This window comes from Streptomyces pimonensis, from assembly GCF_041380215.1.
In the GTDB taxonomy this organism is placed as follows: Bacteria; Actinomycetota; Actinomycetes; order Streptomycetales; family Streptomycetaceae; genus Streptomyces; species Streptomyces pimonensis.
Genome location: NZ_JAHWZY010000005.1, coordinates 149,237 through 175,780 on the forward strand (window position 1 = coordinate 149,237; position 26,544 = coordinate 175,780).

The following is a 26,544-nucleotide window of genomic DNA, read 5'->3' on the forward strand; positions in this document are numbered from 1 at the left end:
CCGTACCCTCGTCCTTTAGTCAGGCACCTAGGCTGAGGGACTCACGTGGCAGAGGCGGAGCGCATCATCGGTACGCCGGACACCCCGGACGCGGACGGGGAGGAGCAGGAGCGGGCCGGCACCGAGGAGACGGTGGCGGGGGCCGGGCGGCCCCGGGGCAAGCGGCGGATCGCCGTGCTGTTCACCGTCGCCGTGTTCGCGTACGCCCTCGATCTGATCAGCAAGATGATCGTGGTCGCCAGGCTGGAGCACCACGAGCCCGTCGAGGTGGTCGGGGAGTGGCTGAGGTTCGAGGCGATCCGCAACGCGGGCGCGGCCTTCGGCTTCGGCGAGGCCTTCACCGTGATCTTCACGGTGATCGCCGCGTCCGTGATCGTGGTGATCATCCGCCTCGCCCGCAAGCTCTACAGCCTGCCGTGGGCGATCGCGCTGGGCCTGCTGCTGGGCGGCGCTCTCGGCAACCTCACCGACCGGATCTTCCGGTCGCCGGGCGTCTTCGAGGGCGCGGTGGTCGACTTCATCGCGCCCAAGGGGTTCGCCGTGTTCAACCTGGCGGACTCGGCGATCGTGTGCGGCGGCATCCTGATCGTGCTGCTGTCGTTCCGGGGCCTCGACCCGGACGGCACCGTCCACAAGGACTGAACGCGCGTACGGAGTCGTCGGCCCCGTCCGGCATACTCGACGGGTGAGCACGATTCCCGAGATCCGCACCCTGCCCGTGCCCGACGGCCTGGAGGGCGAGCGCGTCGACGCCGCCATCTCCCGCATGTTCGGCTTCTCCCGTACCAAGGCGGCCGAGCTCGCCGCCGCGGGGAAGGTCACGGTCGACGGATCGGTGGTCGGCAAGTCCGAACGGGTCAGCGGCGGCGCCTGGCTCGAGGTGGAGATGCCGCAGGCGCCCGCGCCGGTCCAGGTCGTCGCCGAGCCGGTCGAGGGCATGGAGATCGTGCACGACGACGACGACGTGGTCGTGATCGTCAAGCCCGTCGGCGTGGCCGCCCACCCCTCGCCGGGCTGGACCGGCCCGACGGTGATCGGCGGTCTGGCCGCCGCCGGGTACCGCATCTCGACCTCCGGCGCCGCCGAGCGCCAGGGCATCGTGCACCGCCTCGACGTCGGCACCTCCGGCCTGATGGTCGTCGCCAAGTCGGAGTACGCGTACACGTCGCTGAAGCGCCAGTTCAAGGAGCGCACGGTCGACAAGCGCTACCACACGCTCGTCCAGGGCCACCCCGATCCCACCAGCGGCACCATCGACGCCCCCATCGGCCGCCATCCGCAGCACGACTACAAGTGGGCGGTCACCGCCGAGGGCAAGCCGTCCGTCACGCACTACGACCTCATCGAGGCCTTCCGCGCCGCCTCCCTCCTCGACGTCAAGCTGGAGACCGGCCGCACCCACCAGATCCGCGTCCACATGGCCGCCCACCGGCACCCCTGCGTCGGCGACCTGACCTACGGCGCCGACCCCACGCTCGCCAAGCGGCTCCGGCTGACCCGCCAGTGGCTGCACGCCGTGCGCCTCGGCTTCGAGCACCCGGGCGACGGGCAGTGGGCGGAGTTCTCCTGCGACTACCCGCAGGACCTGCGGCAGGCGCTGGACCAGGTCCGCGAGGAGACCTACGCGTGAGCGCCGCCTTCACGGTCCGCGTGGCGGAGGGGTCCGCCGACCGGGAGGCGTGCTTCGCGGTCCGCAAGGAGGTCTTCGTCGCCGAGCAGGGCGTTCCCGAGGACATCGAGTACGACGCCCACGACACCGGCGCCGTCCATGTGCTGGCGGCCGGGCGGGACGGCACACCGCTCGGCACCGGACGGCTGCTGCACGGCGAGGCCGCCGCGGCGAGGAACGGCGGCGACCCGGCGGTCGGCTCGCTCGGCCGGCTCGCGGTGGTCCGCCGGGCCCGGGGCCTCGGGGTCGGGGCGGCGCTGGTGCGGGCCATCGAGGACGCGGCCCGCGCGCAGGGCCTCGCCGCCGTCGACCTGCACGCGCAGACCCACGCCCTCGATTTCTACGCGAGGCTGGGCTATGAGGCCTACGGCCCCGAGTTCCCGGACGCCGGGATGCCGCACCGTGCCATGCGGCGCGTTCTGCCGCCGGGGCCGAGAACGGCCGGGTGAGGCGCCTCGACGCGGCAGGGCGGGGGTCCCGCCCGCTGATCGTCGATCCGCCCGGAGACGTGACCGTGGAGCAGCTGACCCTGCTGCTCGGGGCCGTGGTGAGCGCCCCGGCCGGGAACGGCTGGGACTGCCCGCGCCGGTGCTGATGACGGTCCTCGGGGCCGTACCGGCCCTGCTGGAGTTCGTGCCGAACGTCGACGTCCCGCCCGACCTGATCCTCCCGCTGCTGCTTCCGCCCCTGCTCCACGCCGCCGTACGGCGGACCTCCTGGCGGCAGTTCGCGGCGAACGCCGGACCGATCCCGCTGCTCGCGGTGGCGCTGGTCCTCGTCACCACGCTGTGCGTGGCCGTCGTCGCCCATACGATCGTGCCGGGGCTGCCGCGCCGGCTGGTGTCGATCCTGGGGGCGAGGGGCTCTTCAAGACGTCACGGCGATCGTCCTCTGCAACGTGGCGATCGCCGCCGCCGTGAGCGGCGGCTTCTCGGCCCGGGAGGCCGGACTCGACCTGGTGCTGTCGGCCGTGGTGGCGGTGGCGGTCGGGCTCGCGCTGGGCTGGGGCGCCAACAAGCTGATGGACTTCCTCGGGGACGCGACCCTGCAGATCGGGCTGAGCCGGAGCGGATCCGGAGGTCGTGGACCGGGTGCTGCGGCACCTGGACGTGCGCAGCCTGCGGTGAGCTGCGCGGCGCCGTGGGCTCCGTGTTCCTAGGATCGCCCCATGACTCGGAACGTTGTGATCAGCGGAGGCGGTACCGGGATCGGACTGGCCGCCGCGCAGGTGTTCGCCGCCGACGGGGACCAGGTGCTGCTGCTCGGACGGCGCGGGCACGTGCTGGAGCGGGCGAAGGTGCCGGGCGCCCTGACGTACGCCGCCGATCTTGCCGACCCGGAGGCCGTGCGCGGCGCGGCCGGGTTCGTGGGCCGGGAGTTCGGCGCCGTGGACGTGCTGATCCACTGCGCCGGCGGCAACGGACTCCTCGAACCCCCCGTCGGCGGCGACGACCCCCTCGACGCGGTGGCCCGTGACTGGACGGTCAACTTCCGCCTCAATGTGCTGACCGCCGTCCTGCTCACCGAGGCCCTGAGGGAACGGCTCGCCGAACCGGGCGGGAGGGTGCTGTTCCTCGGTTCCATCGCCGCCTACCGGGGGTCCGGACGGAGGTCGTACGCGGCGGCCAAGGCGTCGCTGCATCCGTACGCCCACGCCTTGGCCCGGGAACTGGGGCCGCACGGCATCACGGTCAACGTGGTCGCGCCGGGCTACATCGAGGACACCGGGTTCTTCGGCGACGGCGTGGACGAGGAGCGGCGGGCCCGGCTGATCGCCGAGACGTCCGACGGACGCGCCGGAACGCCCGGGGACGTAGCCGCGACCCTGCACTGGCTCGCCTCCCCGGGCGCCGCGCACATCACCTCGCAGATCATCCAGGTCAACGGCGGGGCCGAACGGGGCCACTGAAGGCGGGTCAGCGTTCCCGGGGATGGTGGTGCGCACGGCGGGCCGCGGGTACGCCGTCGGGAACGCGGTACCCGTCGAAGCGGGGCACGGGCACCGCGTCCGCCGTGTTGACCCGGGGGAGGGCGTAGGGGTGCTCGACCGTCAGCCAGCGGATCATCTGTTCGCGGACCGTGACCCGTACCGTCCAGATGTCGTCGGCGTCCTTGGCCGTCACCAGGGCGCGCACCTCCATGGTGCTGGGGGTGCTGTCCGTCACGGTCAGGTTGAAGGCGCGGCCGTCCCAGGTTGGGCACTCCCGGAGGATGTCCCGGAGCCTGTCGCGCATCGCCTCCAGCGGTGCCGAGTGGTCGACGTGCCAGAAGACGGTGCCGGTCATCTGCGGCGTCCCGCGCGACCAGTTCTCGAACGGCTTGGACGTGAAGTACGACACCGGCATGGTGATCCGGCGCTCGTCCCAGGTGCGCACGGTCAGGAAGGTCAGCGTGATCTCCTCGACCGTGCCCCACTCGCCGTCCACGACCACCGTGTCGCCGATGCGCACCATGTCGCCGAAGGCGATCTGCAGCCCGGCGAACATGTTGCCCAGCATGGACTGGGCGGCCACACCGGCGACGATGCCGAGGATGCCGGCCGAGGCCAGCAGCGAGGCCCCGGCCGCCCGCATCGCGGGGAAGGTCAGCAGCATCGCGGCCGCCGCCACCACACCGACGATCGCCGAGACCACCCGCCGGATCAGCGTCACCTGGGTGCGCACCCGGCGGACCCGGGCGGGGTTCCGCTCGCGGTGGATGCTGGCGTACCGGGTGTACGTGGTCTCGACGACCGCGGCCGCGATCCGGACCACCAGCCAGGCGGCCGACCCGATCAGCACGAGGGTCAGGAGCCGGCCGAGGGCGACCTCGCGGTCCGGCAACAGCCGTGCCTCGTCGTACGACCCCCTGAGCAGCATCGCGCAGAGCACCAGCTGGTAGGGGACCCGGGCGCGGCGCAGCAGGCCCCACAGCGGGGTCTCGTGGTGGCGTTCGTCGGCCTTGCGCAGCAGCAGGTCGGTGGCCCAGCCGAGCAGCAGTGTGAGCACGACCGAGCCGCCGACGACGATCAACGGGCGGAGCACGTCATCCATGCCCCCGAACCTAACCGGCCCGGGCGGACATGAACATGTGACTTCCACGCGATCACGGGTAGCGCCGCGGTCCGGCGTCCTCACACCGGGCTGGCACCATGGACCGCATGAACATCATGCTCTTTCACTCGACCTACGGTCTGCGGCCCGCGGTGCACCGGGCCGCGGACCGGCTGCGCGCGGCCGGACACGAGGTGTGGACGCCCGACCTCTTCGAGGGCCGCACGTTCGACACGGTCGAGGAGGGCATGGCGTACAAGGACGGGACCGGCAAGGAGGAGCTGCTGAGGCGGGCCGTGCTGGCCGCCGCTCCCTACTCCGAGCGGGGGCTGGTGTACGCGGGGTTCTCCTTCGGAGCCTCCGTCGCCCAGACGCTGGCGCTCGGCGACGACAGGGCGCGCGGACTGCTGCTCCTGCACGGCACGTCGGACATCGCGCAGAGCGCCTCGGCGGACGAACTGCCGGTGCAACTGCACGTCGCCGAGCCCGACCCGTTCGAGACCGACGACTGGCTCACCGCCTGGTACCTGCGGATGGGCCGGACCGGGGCCGACGTCGAGGTGTACCGGTACGCGGGGGCCGGTCACCTCTACACCGACCCCGACCTGCCGGACTACGACGAGGAGGCCGCCGAGGCCACCTGGCGGGTGGCGCTCGGCTTCCTCGACTCCCTGGAGGACTGATCCGGGCGCGGATCAGACCGGGGCGTGGGCGCGCTCGACCCGCTGCGTGCCGCTGCGGGTGCGGTAGGAGCGGGCCCACTTCGCCGTGGCGTCCGACGCCGTACGGTCCGACAGCACGTAGTAGTCCATCTGCGCCCGTTCGGCGGTGATGTCCAGCACGCCGTAGCCGTGCCGGTCGGTGTCGACCCAGTGGACGTGGCGGTTGGCGGCCCGGATCAGCGGTGCGGCGAGCCCGGAGACGGTGCCCTCGGGGACCTTCACGATGTCGTCGAGGTTGTCGGAGGTGACCGAGGTGACCACGAACTCCGTGGCGGCCGACGCCGACAGCGGATAGGTGCCGGCGTTCACCGGCACGTCGTTGGCCCACGCCATGTGGATGTCGCCGGTGAGGAAGACCGTGTTGCGGACGGCGTTCGCGCGCAGGTGCGCGAGGAGTTCGCGACGGTCGTCGGTGTAGCCGTCCCACTGGTCGGTGTTGAGGGCGAGGCCTTCCTGCGGCAGGCCCAGCAGCTTCGCGAGCGGCTTGAGGAGGCTCGCGGGAAGGGAGCCGAGGGCGAACGGCGAGATCATCACCGAGGTGCCGACCAGCCGCCAGGTGGTGTCGGACGCCGTCAGACCCGCCTTCAGCCAGTCCAGTTGGGCGCGCCCGGTGAGCGTGCGGTCCGGGTCGTCGACCCTGCCGTCGCCCAGGGGGACCTGCTGGGAGCGGAACGAGCGCAGGTCCAGCAGCGAGAGGTCGGCCAGCTTGCCGAAGCGGAGCCGGCGGTAGGTGGTGCCGGCGATCGCGGGCCGTACCGGCATCCACTCGAAGTAGGCCTGCTTGGCGGCGTTCCGGCGGGCCGCCCAGGCGCCCTCCGCGCCCTCGGTGTGGTTCTCGGCGCCGCCCGACCAGGCGTCGTTGGCGAGCTCGTGGTCGTCCCAGATGGCGACGACCGGCGCCTTGGCGTGCAGCGCCTGGAGGTCGGGGTCGGTCTTGTACGTCGCGTGCCGGAGCCGGTAGTCGGCGAGGGTGACGATCTCGTGGGCGGGGGTGTGCGGCCGGACGACCTCGCCCCGGGCGCCGTACTCGCCGGTGCCGTACTCGTAGATGTAGTCGCCCAGGTGCAGCCAGGCGTCCAGGTCGCCGCGGGCCGCGAGGTGGCGGTACGCCGAGAAGCGGCCGGCCTCCCAGTTGGCGCAGGAGACCACGCCGAAGCGCAGTCCGGTCACGGCGGCGTCGGCGGACGGGGCGGTGCGGGTGCGGCCGACGGGGGAGTCGGCGCCGCCGGCGGAGAAGCGGAACCAGTAGTCGGTGGCCGGCCGCAGGCCGCGGATGTCCGCCTTGACGGTGTGGTCGGAGGCGGCGGTGGCGAGGGTCGAGCCCTTCGCGACGACGTCGGTGAGCGCCTTGTCCCGGGCGACGGTCCAGCTCACCTCGGTGTCCGGACCGAGCCCGGAGCCGGGTGTCGCCTCCGGAACCGGCGTCACCCGGGTCCACAGCAGGACGCCGTCCGGCAGCGGGTCGCCGGAGGCCACGCCGTGCAGGAAGACGGGTGCCTGTGCGGTCGCGGCGCGCGCGGGAAGGGCGGCGGCGAACGGTCCGGCCAGCACCGCGGTGGCGGCGGCCGCCTTGACGACCGAACGGCGGCGCGGGGAAAGGGAGTCGGTGTCCGCGATGGCGGAGGCGACGCTCTCGGATGATCTGTGTCGACTGGTCACAGCCGATCAGGCTACTGACAGGTACACGCAAGAGCGGGCGAAACCGTGAAAGTTCGCCCGCTCTTCAGCGCGCCGTCAGCCGGCCGGGGCTCAGGCCTTGAGGGCCGCGTCGACCGCCTTGTTGAACTCGTCCACCGTCATGGGCGCGTTCTGCCCGTCGGAGCCGGTGAGCTTCTTGCCGTCCATCATCAGCGTCGGTGTGCCCTGGACGTCCTCGTTGTTGTCGAACACGTCGGACATCTCCAGCGCCCACCTGTCGTAGGTGCCGTCCTCGACGGCCGACTGGAACTCCTTGTTGTTCTCCAGGGCGTCGACCGTGTCGGCGATCTTGATCAGGTACGCGTCGTCCTTGAACTTGTCGTCCGTCTCCTCGGGGTGGTACTCGGCCGAGTAGAGCGCGCTCTTGTAGGCGAGGAACGCCTCGGGGCTGACGTTCAGCGCGGCGCCCAGGGCGCTCAGGGCGTTCTTGGAGCCCTCGCCGGTCATGCTGCGGTCGAGGAACGAGGCGCCTATGAAGCGGATCTTGTACTTGCCGTCCTCGACGTCCTTCTCGATGGTCTTGCCGACCGTCTGCTCGAAGGAGGCGCAGACCGGGCAGCGCAGGTCCTCGTACAGCTCGAGGGTCTTCTTCGCCTCGGGCTCGCCGATGACGACGGTCGTGCCGTTCTCGCCGCTGGTGTTGGCCGGCTTGACGAGTTTGGCGTCCTTCGCCGACTCCCAGTGGTCGGGCTGGTTGGCCTGGACGACCGCGTAGCCGATGCCGCCGGCCGCGGCCAGCACGCCGACGACCGACAGGGCGACGACGAGCTGCCGCTTGGCCTTCGCCTTCTTCGCCTGGCGCTCGCGCTCCACGCGCAGCCGCTCCCGGGCCGCCGTCTTCGCCGCCTGGCTGTTCCGCTTGCTCATGGTGATGTCTCCACGGGGGACGCACACGGGCCGTGTGCGGGATACGTATGGGGGACTGCTGGTGCTCGGGGGGCCGCCGGGGCGGGGACGCCTCAGGCGGAGGTGGCGGAGCACGGCGGTCCGCGCCGCCCCAGGGAGTGCGCGAGCAGCAGGGTCCGGACGACGGCGGTGCGGCGGACCGGGCGGACCGGACGGATGGTCCCCGGGGCCCGGCGCACGGTCACCGCGGCGACCGCGAGCAGCAGCGGCCGGAACGTCGTGGCCGTCACCGCGCCCAGCAGCTGGGCCAGCGCCCGCTCGCCGCGGCGCAGCCAGGCGGCGGCGAACAGACCGACCCCGATGTGCGCGCCGAGCAGCGCCCAGGCGGTCGCCGGATCGGCCTGGGCCAGCAGCGTCGCCAGCCGGTCGCCGCCCTCGGCGGTGTGCCCGGTGGCCCGGGCGAGCGGGGCGCCCACACCGGTGCCGTCCCCGCACAGCACGTCGAAGCCGACGGAACGCAGCGGGCCCGCCACGGGTCCGCCCATCCGGCCGTAGCAGACGTGCTGGCCGGTGGTGAAGACGGTGTCGGCGGCCAGCTCCAGCGGGATCAGCAGGGCGGCGATCCGCCCGAAGGAACGCTCCCGACCCGCCAGGGCGTACGCCGCCGCGAACACGGCGGCGGCGATCGGGGCCACCGTGTTCAGCGGCAGCGGGACCCCGGACAGCAGCACGTGCGACGCGGTGCTGAGCGTCACGACGACGGCCGTGAACAGCGCCGCGCGCACGGCTCTGAGCTGGGTTCCGGATATGTCCATGGCGGTGAAGAGTGTGTCACGTGCTCCGGTAAGGGATCCCTAAAGGGTTCCTGTGGACGTCCCGATGGTTACAGTCCCGGAATCCTGCCGTTGCGGAACAGGTCCAGGAAGATCTGGTGGTCGCCGCGCGCCCTGGCTCCGTAGTCGTGCGCGAACTCGACCAGGAGGGGGGCCAGGGAGTCCTCGTCGGCGGCGATCGCTGCGTCGATGGCGCGTTCGGTGGAGAACGGCACCAGGGACTCGCCGGAGGTGTCGTCCGCCGCCGCGTGCATCGCGGCGGTGGCCCGGCCGAGGTCGGCGACGACCTGGGCGATCTCCTCCGGCTCGTCGATGTCGCCCCAGTCCAGGTCCACGGCGTACGGCGAGACCTCGGCGACCAGCTGGCCCGCGCCGTTCAGCTCGGTCCAGCCCAGCCACGGGTCGGCGTGCGCCTGGAGGGCGCGCTGGGAGATCACCGTGCGGTGGCCCTCGTGCTGGAAGTAGTCCAGGATCGCCCGGTCGGGGATGTGGCGGGAGACGGCCGGGGTCTGGGCCTGCTTGATGTAGATCACCACATCGTTCTCCAGGGCGTCGCTGTGCCCTTCCAGGAGGATGTTGTACGACGGCAGCCCGGCCGAGCCGATGCCGATGCCGCGGCGGCCCACGACGTCCTTCACCCGGTAGGAGTCCGGGCGGGCCAGGGAGGCGTCCGGCAGCGTCTCCAGATAGCCGTCGAAGGCGTCGAGCACCTTGTAGCGGGTGGCGGCGTCCAGCTCGACCGCGCCGCCGCCGGAGGCGAAGCGGCGCTCGAAGTCGCGGATCTCCGTCATCGAGTCCAGCAGCCCGAACCGGGTCAGCGAGCGGGCGTCGCGCAACGCGTCGAGCAGCGGCCCCTGGGCGGTGTCCAGCGTGAACGGCGGCACCTCGTCGCTCTTCGCGCCGGTGGCCAGCGCGTGGATGCGCTCCCGGTAGGCGGCCGCGTAGATCGTGACCAGCTCGGTGATCTGCCCGTCGCTGAGCGCCTTCGCGTAGCCGATCAGCGCCACGGAGGCCGCGAAGCGCTTGAGATCCCAGGTGAAGGGGCCGACATAGGCCTCGTCGAAGTCGTTGACGTTGAAGACCAGGCGGCCGTTGGAGTCCATGTACGTGCCGAAGTTCTCCGCGTGGAGATCGCCGTGGATCCACACGCGCGAGGTGCGCTCGTCCAGGTACGGGGCGCTGTGCGTCCGCCCGGCGCCCTTCGCGTCCAGGTCGTGGTAGAAGAGGCACGCCGTCCCGCGGTAGAAGGCGAACGCCGAGGCCGCCATCTTCCGGAACTTCACCCGGAACGCCGCCGGGTCGGCGGCCAGGAGCTCGCCGAAGGCGGTGTCGAGGACGGCGAGGATCTCCTCACCGCGGTGCTCGTCGTTGAGCTGCGGGACCGACATCGCTGTGTGCCTCCAGGTGCGGGATGTCTCGGGACGGCTGGTCCGTCCCCTGCCTAACGCGCGACCGGGCGCGGGAGTGCCCGCTGCCTGACGCGCGACGGGGCGCGGGAGCGCCCGCGCCACCGCCCGAAGGTACGTCGGGACGCGCGCCCCGTACCCGTGCCGGGGCATAGACTTCGACGCTGTCCCCCGGACTGTCCGCCCGCCCGTCGCCGAGAGTTCTCCTTGGAGGCCGAACCGTGTCGAAGCCGCCGTTCACGCACCTGCACGTCCACACCCAGTACTCGCTGCTGGACGGTGCCGCGCGGCTCAAGGACATGTTCAACGCCTGCAATGAGATGGGCATGACACACATCGCCATGTCCGACCACGGCAACCTGCACGGGGCGTACGACTTCTTCCACTCCGCGCAGAAGGCCGGAGTCACCCCGATCATCGGGATCGAGGCGTATGTCGCGCCCGAGTCCCGGCGCAACAAGCGCAAGATCCAGTGGGGCCAGCCGCACCAGAAGCGGGACGACGTCTCCGGTTCCGGCGGTTACACCCACAAGACGATGTGGGCGGTGAACAACACCGGTCTGCACAACCTCTTCCGGCTCTCCTCCGACGCGTACGCCGAGGGCTGGCTGCAGAAGTGGCCCCGGATGGACAAGGAGACCATCGCGAAGTGGTCGGAGGGCATCGTCGCCTCCACCGGCTGCCCCTCCGGCGAGGTGCAGACCCGGCTGCGCCTCGGCCACTTCGACGAGGCCCTCAAGGCCGCCGCCGACTACCAGGACATCTTCGGCAAGGACCGCTACTTCCTGGAGCTGATGGACCACGGCATCGAGATCGAGCACCGGGTCCGCGACGGCCTGCTGGAGATCGGCCGGAAGCTCGGCATCCCGCCCCTGGTCACCAACGACTCGCACTACACATACGCGCACGAGGCGACCGCCCACGACGCGCTGCTGTGCATCCAGACCGGCAAGAACCTCTCCGACCCCGACCGCTTCAAGTTCGACGGCACCGGCTACTACCTCAAGTCCACCGACGAGATGTACGCCATCGACTCCTCGGACGCCTGGCAGCAGGGCTGCGCCAACACCCGGCTGATCGCCGAGATGGTCGACACCACGGGCATGTTCGTCAAGCGGGACCTGATGCCCAGGTTCGACATCCCGGAGGGGTACACCGAGGTCAGCTGGTTCAAGGAGGAGGTCCGCCGCGGCATGGAGCGCCGCTTCCCCGGCGGCGTTCCCGAGGACCGCCAGAAGCAGGCCGACTACGAGATGGACGTCATCATCCAGATGGGGTTCCCGGGGTACTTCCTCGTCGTCGCCGACTTCATCATGTGGGCCAAGAACAACGGCATCGCCGTCGGCCCCGGCCGTGGTTCCGCGGCCGGCTCGATCGTCGCCTACGCCATGGGCATCACCGACCTCGACCCGATCCCGCACGGACTGATCTTCGAGCGGTTCCTCAACCCCGAGCGCGTCTCCATGCCCGACGTCGACATCGACTTCGACGAGCGCCGGCGCGTCGAGGTGATCCGGTACGTGACGGAGAAGTACGGCGCCGACAAGGTCGCCATGATCGGCACCTACGGCAAGATCAAGGCGAAGAACGCCATCAAGGACTCCGCGCGCGTGCTGGGCTACCCGTACGCGATGGGCGACCGCCTCACCAAGGCGATGCCCGCCGACGTCCTCGGCAAGGGCATCGACCTGAACGGCATCACCGACCCCTCGCACCCCCGTTACGGCGAGGCCGGCGAGATCCGCGCGATGTACGAGAACGAGCCGGACGTGAAGAAGGTCATCGACACCGCCAAGGGCGTCGAGGGCCTGGTCCGGCAGATGGGCGTGCACGCCGCCGGTGTGATCATGTCCAGCGAGCCCATCGTCGACCACGCCCCCATCTGGGTGCGGCACACCGACGGCGTGACCATCACGCAGTGGGACTACCCCCAGTGCGAGTCGCTGGGCCTGCTGAAGATGGACTTCCTCGGCCTGCGCAACCTGACCATCATGGACGACGCCGTCAAGATGGTGAAGGCCAACAAGGGCGTCGACCTGGACCTGCTGAGCCTGCCGCTCGACGATCCGAAGACCTTCGAACTCCTCCAGCGCGGCGACACCCTCGGCGTCTTCCAGTTCGACGGCGGACCGATGCGTTCGCTGCTGCGGCTGATGAAGCCGGACAACTTCGAGGACATCTCCGCCGTCTCCGCGCTCTACCGTCCCGGCCCGATGGGCATGGACTCGCACACCAACTACGCGTTGCGCAAGAACAAGCTCCAGGAGATCACCCCGATCCACAAGGAGCTGGAGGAGCCGCTCAGGGAGGTCCTGGACGTCACCTACGGCCTGATCGTCTACCAGGAGCAGGTGCAGAAGGCCGCCCAGATCATCGCCGGCTACTCGCTCGGCGAGGCCGACATCCTCCGTCGCGTCATGGGCAAGAAGAAGCCCGAGGAACTGGCGAAGAACTTCACCATCTTCCAGGCCGGCGCCCGCAGGAACGGCTACAGCGACGAGGCCATCCAGGCCCTGTGGGACGTGCTGGTGCCCTTCGCCGGCTACGCCTTCAACAAGGCGCACTCCGCCGCGTACGGACTGGTGTCCTACTGGACCGCCTACCTCAAGGCGAACCACCCGGCCGAGTACATGGCCGCGCTGCTCACCTCGGTGAAGGACGACAAGGACAAGTCGGCGATCTACCTCAACGAGTGCCGCCGCATGGGCATCAGGGTCCTCCCGCCGAACGTCAACGAGTCGGTGCACAACTTCGCCGCCCAGGGCGACGACGTGATCCTCTTCGGCCTGGAGGCCGTGCGCAACGTCGGTACCAACGTGGTCGAGTCGATCATCAAGTGCCGCAAGGCCAAGGGGAAGTACGCCTCCTTCCCGGACTACCTCGACAAGGTCGACGCGGTCGTCTGCAACAAGCGGACCACGGAGTCGTTGATCAAGGCCGGCGCCTTCGACGAGCTGGGGCACACCCGCAAGGGCCTCACCGCCCACTACGAGTCGATGATCGACAACGTGGTCGCGGTCAAGCGCAAGGAGGCCGAGGGACAGTTCGACCTCTTCGGCGGCATGGGCGAGGAGGAGAGCAGCGAGCCCGGCTTCGGCCTCGACGTCACCTTCACCGACGACGAGTGGGACAAGGCGTACCTGCTCGCCCAGGAGCGCGAGATGCTCGGCCTCTACGTCTCCGACCACCCGCTGTTCGGCCTGGAGCACGTGCTGTCCGACAAGGCGGACGCGGGCATCTCCCAGCTCACCGGCGGCGACTTCGGCGACGGCGCGGTGGTCACCATCGGCGGCATCATCTCGGGCCTGCAGCGCAAGATGACCAAGCAGGGCAACGCCTGGGCGATCGCCACCGTGGAGGACCTCGCGGGCTCCATCGAGTGCATGTTCTTCCCGGCGACGTACCAGCTCGTCTCGACGCAACTCGTCGAGGACGCCGTGGTGTTCGTCAAGGGTCGGCTCGACAAGCGGGAGGACGTGCCGCGGCTGGTCGCGATGGAGCTGATGATCCCCGACCTGTCCAACGCGGGCACCAACGCGCCCGTGGTGCTCACCATCCCGGCCACCCGCGTGACCCCGCCGATGGTCAGCCGGCTCGGCGAGATCCTCACCCACCACAAGGGCGACAGCGAGGTCCGCATCAAGCTCCAGGGACCGACGAGGACGACGGTGCTGCGCCTGGACCGGCACCGGGTGAAGCCGGACCCGGCCCTGTTCGGAGATCTGAAGGTCCTCCTCGGACCGTCCTGCCTGGCGGGCTGAGGACGCCCGCCCGGCAGGTGTGAGGGGCGCACCCTGCGGTGGGTGCGCCCCTCCTGCCGTGCGTGGAGCTTCCTGCGCCCGGGCGGCGGCCCGTCACACGGACGTCAGTTGTGGCCGAAGCGCTTCTGCCGGCCCTTGCCCCGGCCGACCTCGCCGGGTACGACCTGTGTGGTGCGCTGCTCGTCCGGCGTCTCCATCGTGGACGACTGTGCCGCCCGCTGGGCGCGTTCGGCCTGCGGCTGCTTACGGTCACGGTTCTTGTTCTTGGCCATGGTGGTGCCTCCTGTGGGGGACTAGGGGCCAGGGCCGGAACCAGATTCACACAGCCCGGTGACGGATGCATATCGGACAATTACCGTGTGTGATCAGGGTGATCGGGGGAGGAACCGTGGAAACGCCACGCCGAAGATCGAGTTCGGGCCGTTAACCCCGGCGTGGTCGGGCAGACTCGAAGCAAGCCCGAAGCAAACCTCCCGGAAAGAGGGTGGACCGCGTGGACCGCTGCATCGTCCTGGTGGACGCCGGGTATCTGCTGGGGGCCGCCGCCAGTCTCCTCGCCGGGGAGCCGTCGCGGTCCCGCATCACCGTCGACCACGCCGCCCTCATCCAGGGGCTGCGGGAGCGCGCCGAGTCCGACACGCGTCAGCCGCTGCTGCGCATCTACTGGTTCGACGGCGCCCCCGACCGCGTTCCGCAGCCCGAGCACCGCAGGCTGCGCGTGATGCCCCGGGTCACCGTCCGGCTCGGCGCGCTGACCCGCAGCGACGGCCGCTGGGCGCAGAAGGGCGTCGACGCCGCGATGCACGCCGAGTTGACCGAGCTGGCCCGCAACCGCGCCTGTTCCGACATCGTCCTGGTCACCGGGGACGGCGACCTGCTGCCGGGCATGATGGCCGCCAAGGAGCACGGCGTCGCCGTGCACCTGTGGGCCGTGCAGGCCGCCGACGGCGACTACAACCAGTCCGAGGACCTGGTCGCCGAGGCCGACGAGCGCCGGGTGCTGGACCGGGTGTGGATCACCCGGGCCGTGCGGGCCAAGGAGCACACCGGGGTGTGCGCCCCGTCGCCCGTGCCGCGGTCCGAGATCGCCGCGATCCTCTCCGCCCCGCTGCCGGAGTCCGCGCTCGGCGCGACGGCAGGGCGGACCGCCCAGGAGCCGCAGCACCCGACCGGCGCCGAGCACAACGGCACCGCCGAGCGGCCGTCCACGGCCAAGGGCGTACCCACCCCCAAGGACCTGGCCGCGCTGCGTGGCCCCGGCCCGCACCCGCCCCAGCAGCCCGCCTCCGCCACCCTGCGCTGGTCCTCCGACAAGGGCTGGGTCGACCGGCCGGTCGCCGAGCCGCCGGACGCGGCCTCCATGCCGACGCTCGCCCAGCTGACCACGGCGGAGCAGCGGTGGGCCGACCGGGAGGAGGACATCACCACCGTCGGCGGGGACCCCTTCGAGGTGGGGCAGGTCTTCGCCCGGCGCTGGGTGGAGCGGCTCGGCGACCAGAGCCACATCCAGAAGCTGTCCGCCATGTACCCCCGCATCCCGCATCGGGTCGACGGCGAACTGCTGCGCTACGCGGCCCGCTTCGGCCTGCTCGCCCACAAGGACGACCAGATCGACGAGCGTGACCGTTACGCCATCCGGGCGGGTTTCTGGCGCGAACTGGATCTCCGCACCGGTACGGAAAGGGCTCCCGCCGAGGAGTGAGCGGGCGGTGCGTCGCCCCCGTTCCCCGGTTTCGGGGCTCCGCCGGAGGGGTCCCGTCCCCCGGGCCCCGGCCTGTGCCCGTCCGCCACCCGATCCGGTGGACCGGTGGGCGGCCGGGGCGGGTGTGCGGGCGGCGGGGTGGACCCGAGGGCGGGGCGGGGCCCTCGACCCCGTAGGCTCGTCCCTTGTGAGTACGCGCGCGGCACAGGGATTCCGGCACGGTGGTGACGTCGTGTGTGCGGTGCGCGGGCTGACCAAGACCTATCCGGCGGTGCGCGGCCGGCGCGGGGTCCCCGCGACGCCCGAGGTCCGGGCCACCGACGACGTGGGACTCGACATCCGGCGGGGTGAGATCTTCGGGCTGCTCGGGCCGAACGGCGCCGGCAAGTCCACTCTCGTGCGCCAGCTGACCGGGCTGATGCGGCCCGACCGCGGCAGCGTCGAGATCCTCGGCCACGACATCGTGCGCCACCCCGAGCGCGCCGCCCGCATCCTCGCCTACCTCGGCCAGGAGTCCAGCGCCCTCGACGAGCTGACCGTGTCCCTCGCCGCCGAGACCACCGGGCGGCTGCGCGGACTCGACGTGCGGCGGGCGCGGGCCGAGCGGGACGACGTCCTGGACGAACTGGGGCTCGCCCCGATCGCCGGACGGCCGCTGAAGAAGCTGTCCGGCGGCCAGCGCCGGCTGGCCTGCTTCGCCGCCGCGCTGGTGGGGGAGCGGCCGCTGCTCGTCCTGGACGAGCCCACCACCGGCATGGACCCGGTGGCCCGGCGTGCCGTGTGGTCCGCCGTCGACCGGCGCCGCGCCGGACACGGCACCACCGTCCTGCTGGTCACCCACAACGTCATCGAGGCCGAGACGGTGCTCGACCGGGTCGCCGTGCTCGACCGGGGCCGGGTCATCGCCTGCGACAGCCCGGCCGGACTCAAGGAGCGGGTTGCCGGCGAGGTCCGGGTCGATCTGGTGTGGCGCGAGGCGGCGCCCCTGCACGTGCCCGAGGTCGCCGCACTGCGGGACCGGGTCGTCGAGTCGGGCCGCCGCTGGACCCTGCGGCTCGCGCCGGAGGAGGCCCGCACGGTCGTCGCCACCGTCACCGGCGGGGCGGCCTTCGCCGCGCTGGACGACTTCACGCTGGCCACGCCCAGCCTGGAGGACGTCTACCTGGCGCTGGGCGGCGCCGCACGACAGGGGCTGGTGAAGGCGTGAGCACACGGGCCGCGACATCCGTACGGAACGGGGTCGCAGCGGTTCCGGGCGAACCTCCGAACGAAGGGGAGCAGCACGACGTGAGTGTCGTACCCGCCGATGTCGTGCCGGGCGGTGTCCTGGCCGTGGAGGAGGCCGCGCCGGAAGCAGCCGGACTCGGCCCCCGGGCGCGGCTGTGGCCGTCGCTGGCGGCCGTGTACCGGGCGCAACTGTCCCGGGCCCGGGTCGCTCGGATACCGCTGCTGTTCGTGGCGACCTTCCAGTCGGTCGGGATCATGGTCCTGATGCGCGGGGTCGTGGACGGCGGCGGCGAGGCGCAGGCCGTGGTCGCCGGCTCGGCGGTCCTGGTCGTCGCCTTCGTCGCGCTGAACCTGCTCGCCCAGTACTTCGGGCAGCTGCGGGCCAGCGGCGGGCTCGACCACTACGCGACGCTGCCGGTGCCGCCGGCGGCGGTGGTGCTGGGCGTGGCGGGTGCGTACGCCTCGTTCACCGTGCCGGGGACCCTGGTGACCGCCGTCTTCGGATGCGTGCTGTTCGAGCTGCCGCTGGCGAACCTGTGGGTGCTGGCCGCCGTGATCCCGCTCGCCGGGGCCGCGCTCGCCGGACTCGGCGCGGCGCTCGGCCTGCTCGCGCCCCGCGCGGAGGTGGCCACGCTGCTGGGCCAGCTCGGCATGTCGGCCGCGCTGCTGCTCGGCGTGCTGCCGGCGGAGCGGATGCCGGAGGCGGTGCGTCTCGTCCGGGACCTGCTGCCGTCGACGTACGGCGTCGAGGCCTTCGCACGGACCTTCGGACCGCACCCCGACTGGGCGCGGGTGCTCGGTGACCTCGCCGTGTGCGGGGGCGTCGGCGTGCTCTCGCTGGCCGTCGCGACCTGGGCGTACCGCAGGGCTGCCGTCCGGTGACGCGCCGCACAGCCGGGCCTGGCACGATGGCAGGGTGAGCGCACCTCTGACACCACCACCGCCTCCGCACGAGCGTTCCCCGCGGGATGTGTGGCGGCCGCCGTCCGACGGGCAGACGGCCGCCATGACTCCGCACGCGGACGGGACCGGGCCCGCCACCGGTCAGCCACGGCACGGCTGGTGGTACGAACAGGACGGCCCCGGGATGAAGGTGGAGATACGGGAGGCCGCCGTGACCGCGGTGGCGGTGGCGCTCGGCGGGGTGCTGCTCGGGGTGCTGTGGTGGTGGCTGGCGCCGCGCGTGCCGTACGTGGGCGACGTGGCCGGTGGCAGCTGGGTCGTGTACCTCAAGGACTCCGAGGGCGAACAGAGCATCGGAGTGGACGGGACGTTCACCCTGCTCGCGCTGGGGTTCGGCGCGGTGAGCGCGCTCGTCGTGTTCCTGGTGCGGCGGCGTGGCGGCGTGCCGTTGGTGGTGGCGCTGGCGGTCGGCGGGCTGCTGGGATCGGTGCTGGCGTGGCGGCTCGGGGTGTGGCTGGGGCCGGCGTCGGACGTGATGGCCCAGGCGAGGAGCGTGGGTGAGGGGGTCACGTTCGACGCGCCGCTGAAGCTGGGCGCGAAGGGGGCGCTGTTGGCGTGGCCGTTCGCGGCGCTGGTGCTGCACCTGGGGTTGACGGGGTTGTTCGGGCCGCGGGACCCGGAGCAGTTGCCTGCGGGGGCGTACGAGGTGCCGGGCGCGTAGGGCGCCCGGTGCCGCTGGGCGGGGGTGTTCGCGCGGCCCGGCGTCTGCGTGGCGCCGTCGCGCCCACCCGTGCCGCCCTGCGGCACGGCTGCCCGCGGGTGCGGGCTATCCGCGGCCGATCGGGGCCAGGGTCGCTGAGGTGAGCTCGGTCAGGTCGCCGGGGGAGAGTTCCACCTCCAGGCCGCGGCGGCCCGCCGAGACGCAGATCGTCTCGTGGAGGGTGGCCGACTCGTCCACCACCGTGGGGAGTCTCCTGCGCTGGCCCAGGGGGGAGATGCCGCCCCGGACGTAGCCCGTGGTGCGTTCCGCCAGGGCCGGGTCGGCCATCGCGGCCCGCTTGCCGCCGGTCGCCGCCGCGAGGGCCTTCAGGTCCAGCTGTCCCGCCACCGGCACCACCGCCACCGTCAGCACGCCGTCGACGTCCGCCACCAGCGTCTTGAAGACCCGGTCCGGCGAGACCCCCATCGCCTCGGCCGCCTCCTCGCCGTACGAGGGGTGGGAGGGGTCGTGGTCGTAGGAGTGCACCGTGAACGGCACCCCGGCCGCGGTGAGCGCCACCGTCGCGGGCGTGCCCGCCCGTCGCCCGCCACCGCCCTTGTGCTGATGCGCTTCGCGCGCCCCTTCTTTCTGCTGCTTCCTGGACTTCTTCGCCATCCGGTACATCCTTCCAGACGAGCTGTGACGGGAAGGCGGCCGCCTCCGGCCGGAACGGTCCCCGGCGAAGGCGGCCGCGAGCGCTACCGCTTGGGGTCGTCCCGCGGTCAGCAGGTCGCCCGGGCGGTCCCGAAGGTTCCTGGCCGGAGACCTCGGTCGGACCCTTGTGGTCACGGGAGCACGGGCGGCTCGTGTTCCCCGTGCTGTCGGCCCGCTCGTTCGGGCCGATGCTCTCGTCCGGTCCCCAGGTCGTGGTCCCGGCGGAGTCGCGGAACCCCGGGTTCGCCGTGATCGTCGGGCCGCCCGACGCGGTGTGGAAGACCGCGATACGGCCGGGACCGACGCCCGGGGAGATGCGGAGCCGGCCGTTGCTCGGAACTCGTGCACCCGTCCCCGGCCCGGATGCCCGCCTCCGCGGCGGGGGCGGTGCCACCCGTGGACGCCTGTGCGGGAGCGGTCACCAGTGCGGAGCCCGCCGCGGCGGTCGCGGCGACGGTCAGCACGCTGCGAGGGTTCATGCGGTCGTCCCTCCCGCATCTGCGCGATCACGGCCATGATGATCTTAGGCGGGCGGGCACCGCGCACCCCATCGGTTTTGCGTCAGTTCTGACTGGTCGGTCCCCTTGTGAGATCGGCTGCGGGCAGTGACGGCAGGTTGCGGATGAGGGCCGTCTCCGTGCGCAGCAGCCTCAGCTCGTCACGGAGCCGGGACGCGGTGTCCGGTGCCTGGAGCAGCCGCTGCTTCGTCGGCGTGTCCAGCATCATCGCGGCGGCGACCAGGTAGGAGACGACACCCGGTTCGTCCGGCAGGTCCGCGCCGGTCGTCAGCGACCGCTCCCGCGCCCCCGCCAGCCGCTTCTGGTACTGGCGGAAGGACCGCAGCACCCCCTCGGCCAGCGTCCCCGCCTCGTCGCCGGGCTCCTCGGCCAGCGGCTCCGCCTCGGCCGTCAGATACGGCCCCGAGGAGTCGACGGACAGCAGCCGCACCCGGGTCGTACCGGTCGCCAGCACCTCGAAGGTGCCGTCGGCCCGCTCCCGGATCGTCGCCGCGTCGGCGACACAGGCCACCTTGTGGAAGGCGTGCAGCGGATCGGCGCCGAAGCCCGCCGCCGGGCCGCGCGCGGGCACGGCCGTCGGATCGGGCAGGCCGGGTGCGCTCGGCGCCACCTCGTGCCCGTCGCGGATCGCCACGACGGCGAACCGGCGCGGCTCGTCCTCCGGGGTCTTCAGCAGTTCGCGCATCATGGCGCGATAGCGCTCCTCGAAGACGTTGAGCGGAAGCACGAGCCCCGGGAACAGCACCGTGCTCAGGGGGAAGAGCGGAAGCCGGACGGTCGTCACGAACCAAGAGCCTAACGGTCGCCGAAGCGGAATCGGCCGCCCTGCTCACTCCTCGGTCGACCGGAGGCCGGTGCCGGGGAGCCGGATCCCGGATCGGGACAGCCGGACGCGACCGCCGCGCGCACGCTCCGACGGACCTCCAGGAACCGGCCGAGCGGATCGTCCGCGTCACGGTCCCAGGGGAAGGACGTGGCGTACGGGCCGGTCAGCCGCAGCTGCTCCAGGGCGTCCCGCCGGCGTTCCAGCCGGACCAGGACGTAGGCCAGGAGATTGCGCAGTTCGGCCGGCCAGGGCCGGCCCGCCGGCAGCCGGGCGGACAGGGCCGCGGCCCGGTCGGCCGCCGCCTCCAGCCGTTCGCGGGGCACCTCGGGACCGCAACGGTCGGTCAGGTAGCCGAACGCCGCCCGCAGCGGCAGCGACTGGGTGAGCGAGTTCTCCGGTGCGTCCTGCGCGGCCAGGTCCGCGAAGGTGAGGCACTCGCGGTGCGAACCGTGCCAGGAGGACGCCAGATAGAGCAGGGCCGCCACATGGCAGCCGTGGTGGTGCGGGGCCCGCCGGACCGCCGCCTCCCACAGCTCCTCGAAGTACGTGTGCCCGGCGCGCGCGCCGCGGGCGTGGTCCAGGGCGAGCCGCCAGGGCACCGGGTCGTGGTTGTCCGCCCGGGCGGCGGCCGTGATCAGCGGGCTCACCTCGCGCAGCAGCTCGACCCGGGCCGGCGAGTCCCATGCGCGGTCCACCGCCCGCTGGGCGTCGACCAGCAGCCCGCCGGGGTCGCACGGGTCACGGGCGCGCCAGGTGTCCAGCCACTCGGGGCGCGAACGCGCGAAGACGGCCAGCCGCCGCACGTACCGGTCGCGGTGCTCCCAGGCGCCGGTGCGCCTGGTGACGGCGAGCAGTTCGGCGACGGGCGTGTGGTCGCCGCCCGCGGCCCCGACCAGCGCCGGGCCCAGCAGGTCGTCGGGTGCGTCGAGCAGCACCTCGTCGTCGGCGGGCAGCCCGACGGGGTCGGGGGACGCGGCGCCCGTCGTCTTGCCTCGCACCCGGGACGCACGGGTGAACGCGTGCAGCAGAGCCATGGTGCCGACCATTGAAGGTCCGCAGGTCACAGCGCGCCAGAGGCGACACGGAAGTCGTGGAAGGTTGTACGGGAACCGGTCAAGGCCAGGTAAAAAACGGAGCGTTCCTCACCTTGGACGGGCCCCTCGCGCCCCCGGCCCCGGGCGGTCGCGCAGGCCGTCACGTGCGTCGCAGCGTCCGTGTCGCCCCCGCCGCCACCGTCGTCGCCAGGATCCAGCCCAGCAGGACGAACGCGGCCGACAGCCACTGCCAGCCGCCGCGCAGCTGCCAGAAGCCGACCTGGCCGAGGTCGATCACCGGCAGCAGCAGGTCCAGGGTGAACAGGGGCGGGTTCCACGCGGGATGCTCGCCGCTCTTGAGAGGCGGATGGTCGGAGCGGGCGAAGGCCAGCGAACCGCACGCCCACAGGACCGCCATCCACACCGCGGCCCGGCCCGGACGGTATCCGTAGGCGACCGTCCAGTCCTGCGCGTAACCCCACAGCTTGGCCGCCGGCGGCAGGCTCTCGCGGCGCCGGCGCTGCTTGGCGAGCAGCACCTCGCGGGCGTCCTCGTCCTCCCCGCCCTCCCGCAGCACGGCGGCCAGCCGCTCGTACGGCTCCGGGGTGTACTCGGCGCTCGCCGCGTCCACCCAGCGCAGCCGCAACGCCAGCGGGAACGGCCCGCGCGGCACCAGGTTCTCGTAGGCGAAGCCGCCCATGTGCAGCCGGCCGGGGCCGGGCCAGCTGTCCGCCCGGTCCATCAGGTTGACCACCCTCGCCCCCGACAGCACGACCTTGCCGCGCACCGGCCGTTCCCCGAGGAAGCGCAGTTCCGACGTCTGCACCCGGCGCAGCGACAGTTCCTGCTCGTCGGTGAGGACGAACCGGGCCCCCTCGAAGTCGACCGCGTCCCCGAACCGCCCGTCGTCCAGCCGCACCCCGCCCTGGCACTCGAAGCGCTGGATCCGTGTCCCGCGTGCCGGTGTCATCCCGCTGCGCGCCTGGGCGCCCACCCCCGCCGGGGTGAGATACAGCGAGCGCTCCACGGTCAGCTGCGGCGCGTTCAGCGCGAGCCGGGTGTGCGGGTTGACCAGCCGGGCCCCGCGCAGGTTCAGCGACACGCCGATCGTCGCGCTGCGCAGGCTCAGCTCGCCGTGCGACTCCAGCAGCTCCGCCTGCAGGTCCTGGCCCACGTTCATGCCGTCGGCCGCTATCGAGCGGCCGCTGCGGTCCCGGTGCACGATCGCCTGGTTGAGCAGCAGATCCGTACCGATCCGGGCGTCGGTGAGCCGTATGCCGCCCAGGAAGCGGCAGCGCGGCAGGTGCAGGTCGCCCTCGGTGTGCAGCCGGGCCGCCTCCAGGCGCGGTACCGAGCAGTCCACCATCCGCACGGTCGTGAAGCGGGCCTCCGGCAGCAGCACGTCCCGCTCGAAACGGCAGGCCCGCATCTCCAGGTAGGGCACCACCGTGCCGCCCGCGAGGTCCAGCGCTCCGCTGATCTGCACCCCGACCAGCTTCAGCGACGAGACCCGGCCGGCCAGGGCGGGCGGCCCGTCCAGCAGCAGCCAGCACACCACGCGCGCCCGGACCGTCCGCTCGGGGCCCCACGGATGTCCTCCGTGCGGATCGTCGACGACCGTGTCCCCGCTGCTCAGGTCGTATACGCTGCCGTTGCGGAAGGCCTGCCACATGCCGGCCTCCGCGGCGGTCAGATCCTCCGGCGGCTCTCCGCAGCCCGGTCCCACCCCGTCGGTCACGGCACTCCCCTCCTCCCCGCCTACTCGCCGGTTCGTTCCTTCGTACAACCGTTCATGCCCGGTACGGTGACGCGCTGAACACGGAAAGTGAAGAGGATCTCCGGAACGTGCGCGGACCGTCACCGCAGGGGTGACGTATCAGCCATTGGGACGGCGGACGGTACACCGCGCGGGTCTGAGAGAATTGGGCACGTGATCTCGCGAATCGATCTGCGCGGCGACGCCCTCCCCGAGGGCCCCGCCCTGCGCGACCTGCTGCCCCGAGCCGACTTCGACGTCGCGGCTGCCCTGGAGAAGGTGCGGCCCATCTGCGAGGACGTGCATCATCGGGGTGACGCGGCACTGATCGACTTCGCCGAGCGCTTCGACGGCGTGAAGCTGGACCGGGTACGGGTCCCGGCCGCCGCCATCCGGCGCGCGCTGGAAGAGCTGGACCCGGCCGTGCGCGCGGCCCTGGAGGAGTCCGTCCGGCGTGCCCGGCTCGTCCACCGCGAGCAGCGCCGCACCACCCACACCACCCAGGTCGTGCCCGGCGGCACGGTCACCGAGAAGTGGGTGCCGGTCGACCGTGTGGGGCTGTACGCGCCGGGCGGCAGGGCCGTCTACCCGTCCTCCGTGATCATGAACGTCGTGCCCGCCCAGGAGGCCGGCGTCCCGTCCCTCGCGCTCGCCTCCCCGGCCCAGGCCGACTTCGGCGGGCTGCCGCACCCCACCATCCTCGCCGCCTGCGCCCTGCTCGGCGTCGACGAGGTCTACGCGGCCGGCGGCGCCACCGCCGTCGCGATGTTCGCGTACGGCACCGAGTCCTGTCCGCCCGCCCCCATGGTCACCGGCCCCGGCAACATCTGGGTCGCCGCCGCCAAGCGCTACTTCACCGGGAGGATCGGCATCGACGCCGAGGCCGGCCCGACCGAGATCGCGATTCTCGCGGACTCCACGGCCGACCCGGTGCACGTGGCCTCCGACCTGATCAGCCAGGCCGAGCACGACCCGCTGGCCGCCGCCGTCCTCGTCACCGACTCCGCGGAGCTCGCGGACGCGGTGGAGAAGGAGCTGGAGCCGCAGGTCAGGGCCAGCAGGCACATCGACGACCGGATCGTCCCGGCCCTGTCCGGCCGCCAGTCCGCGATCGTCCTGGTCGACGGTGTGGAGGAGGGGCTGCGGGTCGTCGACGCCTACGGCGCCGAGCACCTGGAGATCCAGACCGCCGACGCCGCCGCGCTCGCCGACCGGGTGCGCAACGCGGGCGCGGTCTTCGTCGGTCCCTGGTCCCCGGTCTCGCTCGGCGACTACGCGGCCGGCTCCAACCACGTGCTGCCCACCGGCGGCTGTGCCTGCCACTCCTCGGGCCTGTCGGTCCAGTCCTTCCTGCGCGGCATCCACATCGTCGACTACACGGAGGACGCGCTGGCCGAGGTCGCGCACCACGTGGTCACGCTGGCGGAGGCGGAGGACCTGCCCGCGCACGGCGCGGCGATCAAGGCGAGGTTCGGCTGGAAGGTGCCTGAGGACAAGTGAGTTTCGGAATCGACGACCTCCCCGTACGGGACGAGCTGCGCGGCAAGTCCCCCTACGGCGCGCCCCAGTTGGACGTCCCCGTACGGCTGAACACCAACGAGAACCCCTACCCGCTGCCCGAGCCGCTGGTCGAGCGGATCACCGAGCGGGTCCGCGAGGCCGCCCGGCACCTCAACCGCTACCCCGACCGGGACGCGGTCGAACTGCGCACCAGGCTGGCCGCATACCTGACGAAGACGGCCGGACACCCGGTCGCCACCGAGAACGTGTGGGCCGCCAACGGTTCCAACGAGGTCATCCAGCAGCTGCTGCAGACCTTCGGCGGACCGGGCCGCACCGCGATCGGCTTCGAACCGTCGTACTCGATGCACGGCCTCATCGCGCGCGGCACCGGCACCGGCTGGATCTCCGGGCCGCGCCACGAGGACTTCACCGTCGACCTCGCCGCCGCCGAGAAGGCGATCGCCGTGCACCGGCCCGATGTTGTCTTCGTCACCACGCCCAACAACCCCACCGGCAACGCGGTCCCGCCGGAGACGGTCCTCGCGCTGTACGAGGCCGCCCAGAAGGCCAGGCCGTCGATGGTGGTCGTCGACGAGGCGTACGTCGAGTTCAGCCACGGCGACTCGCTGCTCCCGCTCCTCGACGGACGCCCGAACCTGGTGGTCTCCCGCACCATGTCGAAGGCGTTCGGCGCGGCGGGCCTGCGCCTCGGCTACCTCGCCGCGCACCCGGCGGTCGTCGACGCCGTCCAGCTGGTCCGGCTGCCGTACCACCTCTCGGCGATCACCCAGGCGACCGCCCTGGCCGCCCTGGAGCACACCGACACGCTGCTCGGCTACGTCGAGCAGCTCAAGGCCGAGCGCGACCGGCTGGTCGCCGAGCTGCGCGCCCTCGGCTACGAGGTGACCGAGTCCGACGCGAACTTCGTCCAGTTCGGACGGTTCGAGGACTCCCACGCCACCTGGCGGAAGATCCTCGACCGGGGGGTCCTGGTCCGGGACAACGGCGTGCCCGGATGGCTGCGGGTGACCGCCGGGGCCCCCGAAGAGAACGACGCGTTCCTCGACGCGGTACGTGAGATCGAGAAGGAGCAGAGCGCATGAGCCGCGTAGGACGCGTGGAACGCACCACCAAGGAGACCTCCGTCCTCGTCGAGATCGACCTCGACGGCACCGGGAGGACCGAGATCTCCACCGGGGTCGGCTTCTACGACCACATGCTCGACCAGCTCGGCCGGCACGGTCTGTTCGACCTGACCGTGAAGACCGAGGGCGACCTGCACATCGACTCCCACCACACCATCGAGGACACCGCCCTCGCGCTCGGCGCCGCCTTCAAGCAGGCGCTCGGCGACAAGGTGGGCATCTACCGCTTCGGCAACTGCACGGTCCCGCTGGACGAGTCCCTCGCCCAGGTCACCGTCGACCTGTCCGGCCGCCCCTACCTCGTGCACACCGAGCCCGAGAACATGGCGCCGATGATCGGCGAGTACGACGTGACGATGACCCGGCACATCCTGGAGTCCTTCGTCGCCCAGGCCCAGGTCGCGCTGCACGTGCACGTGCCCTACGGGCGCAACGCGCACCACATCGTGGAGTGCCAGTTCAAGGCCCTCGCCCGCGCCCTGCGCTACGCCTCCGAGCGCGACCCCCGCGCGGCCGGCATCCTGCCCTCGACGAAGGGCGCGCTGTAAG

23 protein-coding genes and 1 pseudogene are annotated in these 26,544 nt (G+C 72.2%); 14 read left to right on the forward strand and 10 right to left on the reverse strand.

Going from position 1 to position 26,544, the window contains the following annotated elements; all coding sequences use genetic code 11:
* Positions 1–45 precede the first annotated feature (45 nt).
* The 5 genes and pseudogenes from lspA to KYY02_RS07420 all read left to right on the forward strand — a co-directional run bounded on the left by lspA (position 46) and on the right by KYY02_RS07420 (position 3,578).
* Positions 46–642, forward strand: a complete 597-nt coding sequence (gene lspA, locus KYY02_RS07400; RefSeq protein WP_371236717.1) for a signal peptidase II — start codon at positions 46–48, stop codon at positions 640–642.
* 43 nt (positions 643–685) lie between these two features.
* The gene (locus tag KYY02_RS07405; RefSeq protein ID WP_371236718.1) at positions 686–1,630 is read left to right on the forward strand and encodes an RluA family pseudouridine synthase; all 945 of its coding nucleotides are present in this window, start codon (positions 686–688) and stop codon (positions 1,628–1,630) included.
* Positions 1,627–2,118: a GNAT family N-acetyltransferase gene (locus KYY02_RS07410; RefSeq protein ID WP_371236720.1), complete on the forward strand. Its 492-nt coding sequence runs from the start codon at positions 1,627–1,629 to the stop codon at positions 2,116–2,118. The genes KYY02_RS07405 and KYY02_RS07410 overlap by 4 nt, the downstream gene beginning before the upstream one ends.
* 59 nt (positions 2,119–2,177) lie before the next feature.
* Positions 2,178–2,732 (forward strand): annotated as a pseudogene (locus tag KYY02_RS07415) (cation:proton antiporter domain-containing protein); the annotation flags it as partial.
* A 105-nt stretch (positions 2,733–2,837) separates the two neighbouring features.
* Entirely contained in the window at positions 2,838–3,578 is a 741-nt protein-coding gene (locus KYY02_RS07420) for an SDR family NAD(P)-dependent oxidoreductase (protein ID WP_371236722.1), read from the forward strand.
* Positions 3,579–3,585: 7 nt separating this feature from the next.
* Here the strand turns inward: KYY02_RS07420 and KYY02_RS07425 are convergent, their stop codons facing one another.
* Positions 3,586–4,701, reverse strand: a complete 1,116-nt coding sequence (locus tag KYY02_RS07425) for a mechanosensitive ion channel family protein (protein WP_371236723.1) — start codon at positions 4,699–4,701, stop codon at positions 3,586–3,588.
* Positions 4,702–4,808: 107 nt separating this feature from the next.
* Here KYY02_RS07425 and KYY02_RS07430 point away from each other — a divergent pair, with 107 nt between their 5' ends.
* Positions 4,809–5,384 carry a dienelactone hydrolase family protein gene (locus KYY02_RS07430; RefSeq protein WP_371236724.1) on the forward strand — a complete coding sequence of 192 codons (576 nt, stop codon included), beginning with the start codon at positions 4,809–4,811 and terminating at the stop codon, positions 5,382–5,384.
* A 12-nt stretch (positions 5,385–5,396) separates the two neighbouring features.
* On the opposite strand, the gene KYY02_RS07435 is transcribed toward KYY02_RS07430, so the two are convergent.
* The 4 genes from KYY02_RS07435 to KYY02_RS07450 form a co-directional block, all read right to left on the reverse strand.
* Complete coding sequence (locus KYY02_RS07435) at positions 5,397–7,082, reverse strand: alkaline phosphatase D family protein (protein WP_371236725.1); 1,686 nt, start codon at positions 7,080–7,082, stop codon at positions 5,397–5,399.
* Positions 7,083–7,172: 90 nt separating this feature from the next.
* Positions 7,173–7,988 carry a DsbA family protein gene (locus KYY02_RS07440; protein WP_371236726.1) on the reverse strand — a complete coding sequence of 272 codons (816 nt, stop codon included), beginning with the start codon at positions 7,986–7,988 and terminating at the stop codon, positions 7,173–7,175.
* Positions 7,989–8,080: 92 nt separating this feature from the next.
* Positions 8,081–8,782 (reverse strand): hypothetical protein, encoded by a 702-nt coding sequence (locus tag KYY02_RS07445; RefSeq protein ID WP_371236727.1) that lies wholly within the window; start codon positions 8,780–8,782, stop codon positions 8,081–8,083.
* Between the two features lie 68 nt (positions 8,783–8,850).
* Positions 8,851–10,188, reverse strand: a complete 1,338-nt coding sequence (locus KYY02_RS07450) for a DUF2252 domain-containing protein (protein ID WP_371236728.1) — start codon at positions 10,186–10,188, stop codon at positions 8,851–8,853.
* 239 nt (positions 10,189–10,427) lie between these two features.
* Between KYY02_RS07450 and dnaE the strand changes: the two genes are divergently transcribed.
* A complete protein-coding gene (dnaE, locus tag KYY02_RS07455) occupies positions 10,428–13,967 on the forward strand; it encodes a DNA polymerase III subunit alpha (protein WP_371236729.1) in 3,540 nt (1,179 codons plus the stop codon).
* A gap of 104 nt (positions 13,968–14,071) precedes the next feature.
* Here dnaE and KYY02_RS07460 read toward each other — a convergent pair whose 3' ends face one another.
* Positions 14,072–14,239 (reverse strand): hypothetical protein, encoded by a 168-nt coding sequence (locus KYY02_RS07460; protein WP_167353504.1) that lies wholly within the window; start codon positions 14,237–14,239, stop codon positions 14,072–14,074.
* A 221-nt stretch (positions 14,240–14,460) separates the two neighbouring features.
* Between KYY02_RS07460 and KYY02_RS07465 the strand changes: the two genes are divergently transcribed.
* From KYY02_RS07465 to KYY02_RS07480, 4 genes are all read left to right on the forward strand, one after another.
* Positions 14,461–15,669, forward strand: coding sequence for an NYN domain-containing protein (locus tag KYY02_RS07465; protein ID WP_371236730.1), 1,209 nt, complete (start codon positions 14,461–14,463; stop codon positions 15,667–15,669).
* Between the two features lie 232 nt (positions 15,670–15,901).
* Positions 15,902–16,876 (forward strand): ABC transporter ATP-binding protein, encoded by a 975-nt coding sequence (locus KYY02_RS07470; RefSeq protein ID WP_371236838.1) that lies wholly within the window; start codon positions 15,902–15,904, stop codon positions 16,874–16,876.
* Between the two features lie 80 nt (positions 16,877–16,956).
* Positions 16,957–17,778, forward strand: a complete 822-nt coding sequence (locus KYY02_RS07475; RefSeq protein WP_371236731.1) for an ABC transporter permease — start codon at positions 16,957–16,959, stop codon at positions 17,776–17,778.
* A gap of 34 nt (positions 17,779–17,812) precedes the next feature.
* Entirely contained in the window at positions 17,813–18,520 is a 708-nt protein-coding gene (locus tag KYY02_RS07480) for an AAA family ATPase (protein ID WP_371236732.1), read from the forward strand.
* 105 nt (positions 18,521–18,625) lie between these two features.
* On the opposite strand, the gene ybaK is transcribed toward KYY02_RS07480, so the two are convergent.
* The 4 genes from ybaK to KYY02_RS07500 form a co-directional block, all read right to left on the reverse strand.
* Entirely contained in the window at positions 18,626–19,174 is a 549-nt protein-coding gene (gene ybaK, locus KYY02_RS07485; protein ID WP_371236733.1) for a Cys-tRNA(Pro) deacylase, read from the reverse strand.
* 600 nt (positions 19,175–19,774) lie between these two features.
* Positions 19,775–20,515: an LON peptidase substrate-binding domain-containing protein gene (locus KYY02_RS07490; RefSeq protein WP_371236734.1), complete on the reverse strand. Its 741-nt coding sequence runs from the start codon at positions 20,513–20,515 to the stop codon at positions 19,775–19,777.
* 11 nt (positions 20,516–20,526) lie between these two features.
* Positions 20,527–21,603: a hypothetical protein gene (locus KYY02_RS07495; RefSeq protein WP_371236735.1), complete on the reverse strand. Its 1,077-nt coding sequence runs from the start codon at positions 21,601–21,603 to the stop codon at positions 20,527–20,529.
* A 148-nt stretch (positions 21,604–21,751) separates the two neighbouring features.
* Positions 21,752–23,329 carry an oxidoreductase gene (locus KYY02_RS07500; protein WP_371236736.1) on the reverse strand — a complete coding sequence of 526 codons (1,578 nt, stop codon included), beginning with the start codon at positions 23,327–23,329 and terminating at the stop codon, positions 21,752–21,754.
* Between the two features lie 192 nt (positions 23,330–23,521).
* On the opposite strand from KYY02_RS07500, the gene hisD reads away from it, so the two are divergent.
* The 3 genes from hisD to hisB are packed head-to-tail and all read left to right on the forward strand — an operon-like array spanning position 23,522 to position 26,543.
* Entirely contained in the window at positions 23,522–24,847 is a 1,326-nt protein-coding gene (gene hisD / locus KYY02_RS07505; RefSeq protein ID WP_371236737.1) for a histidinol dehydrogenase, read from the forward strand.
* The gene (locus KYY02_RS07510; RefSeq protein WP_371236738.1) at positions 24,844–25,953 is read left to right on the forward strand and encodes a histidinol-phosphate transaminase; all 1,110 of its coding nucleotides are present in this window, start codon (positions 24,844–24,846) and stop codon (positions 25,951–25,953) included. Before hisD ends, KYY02_RS07510 begins: the two co-directional genes overlap by 4 nt.
* Entirely contained in the window at positions 25,950–26,543 is a 594-nt protein-coding gene (hisB, locus tag KYY02_RS07515; RefSeq protein ID WP_371236739.1) for an imidazoleglycerol-phosphate dehydratase HisB, read from the forward strand. Before KYY02_RS07510 ends, hisB begins: the two co-directional genes overlap by 4 nt.
* Position 26,544: the final 1 nt, after the last annotated feature.

Coding starts and splice junctions, on each gene's coding strand:
- KYY02_RS07420 (WP_371236722.1), top strand. CDS start 2,838: ATGACTCGGAACGTTGTGATCAGCGGAGGCGGTACCGGGATCGGACTG.
- KYY02_RS07425 (WP_371236723.1), bottom strand. CDS start 4,701: ATGGATGACGTGCTCCGCCCGTTGATCGTCGTCGGCGGCTCGGTCGTG.
- KYY02_RS07430 (WP_371236724.1), top strand. CDS start 4,809: ATGAACATCATGCTCTTTCACTCGACCTACGGTCTGCGGCCCGCGGTG.
- KYY02_RS07440 (WP_371236726.1), bottom strand. CDS start 7,988: ATGAGCAAGCGGAACAGCCAGGCGGCGAAGACGGCGGCCCGGGAGCGG.
- KYY02_RS07445 (WP_371236727.1), bottom strand. CDS start 8,782: ATGGACATATCCGGAACCCAGCTCAGAGCCGTGCGCGCGGCGCTGTTC.
- KYY02_RS07450 (WP_371236728.1), bottom strand. CDS start 10,188: ATGTCGGTCCCGCAGCTCAACGACGAGCACCGCGGTGAGGAGATCCTC.
- KYY02_RS07460 (WP_167353504.1), bottom strand. CDS start 14,239: ATGGCCAAGAACAAGAACCGTGACCGTAAGCAGCCGCAGGCCGAACGC.
- ybaK (WP_371236733.1), bottom strand. CDS start 19,174: ATGGCGAAGAAGTCCAGGAAGCAGCAGAAAGAAGGGGCGCGCGAAGCG.
- KYY02_RS07495 (WP_371236735.1), bottom strand. CDS start 21,603: ATGGTCGGCACCATGGCTCTGCTGCACGCGTTCACCCGTGCGTCCCGG.
- hisB (WP_371236739.1), top strand. CDS start 25,950: ATGAGCCGCGTAGGACGCGTGGAACGCACCACCAAGGAGACCTCCGTC.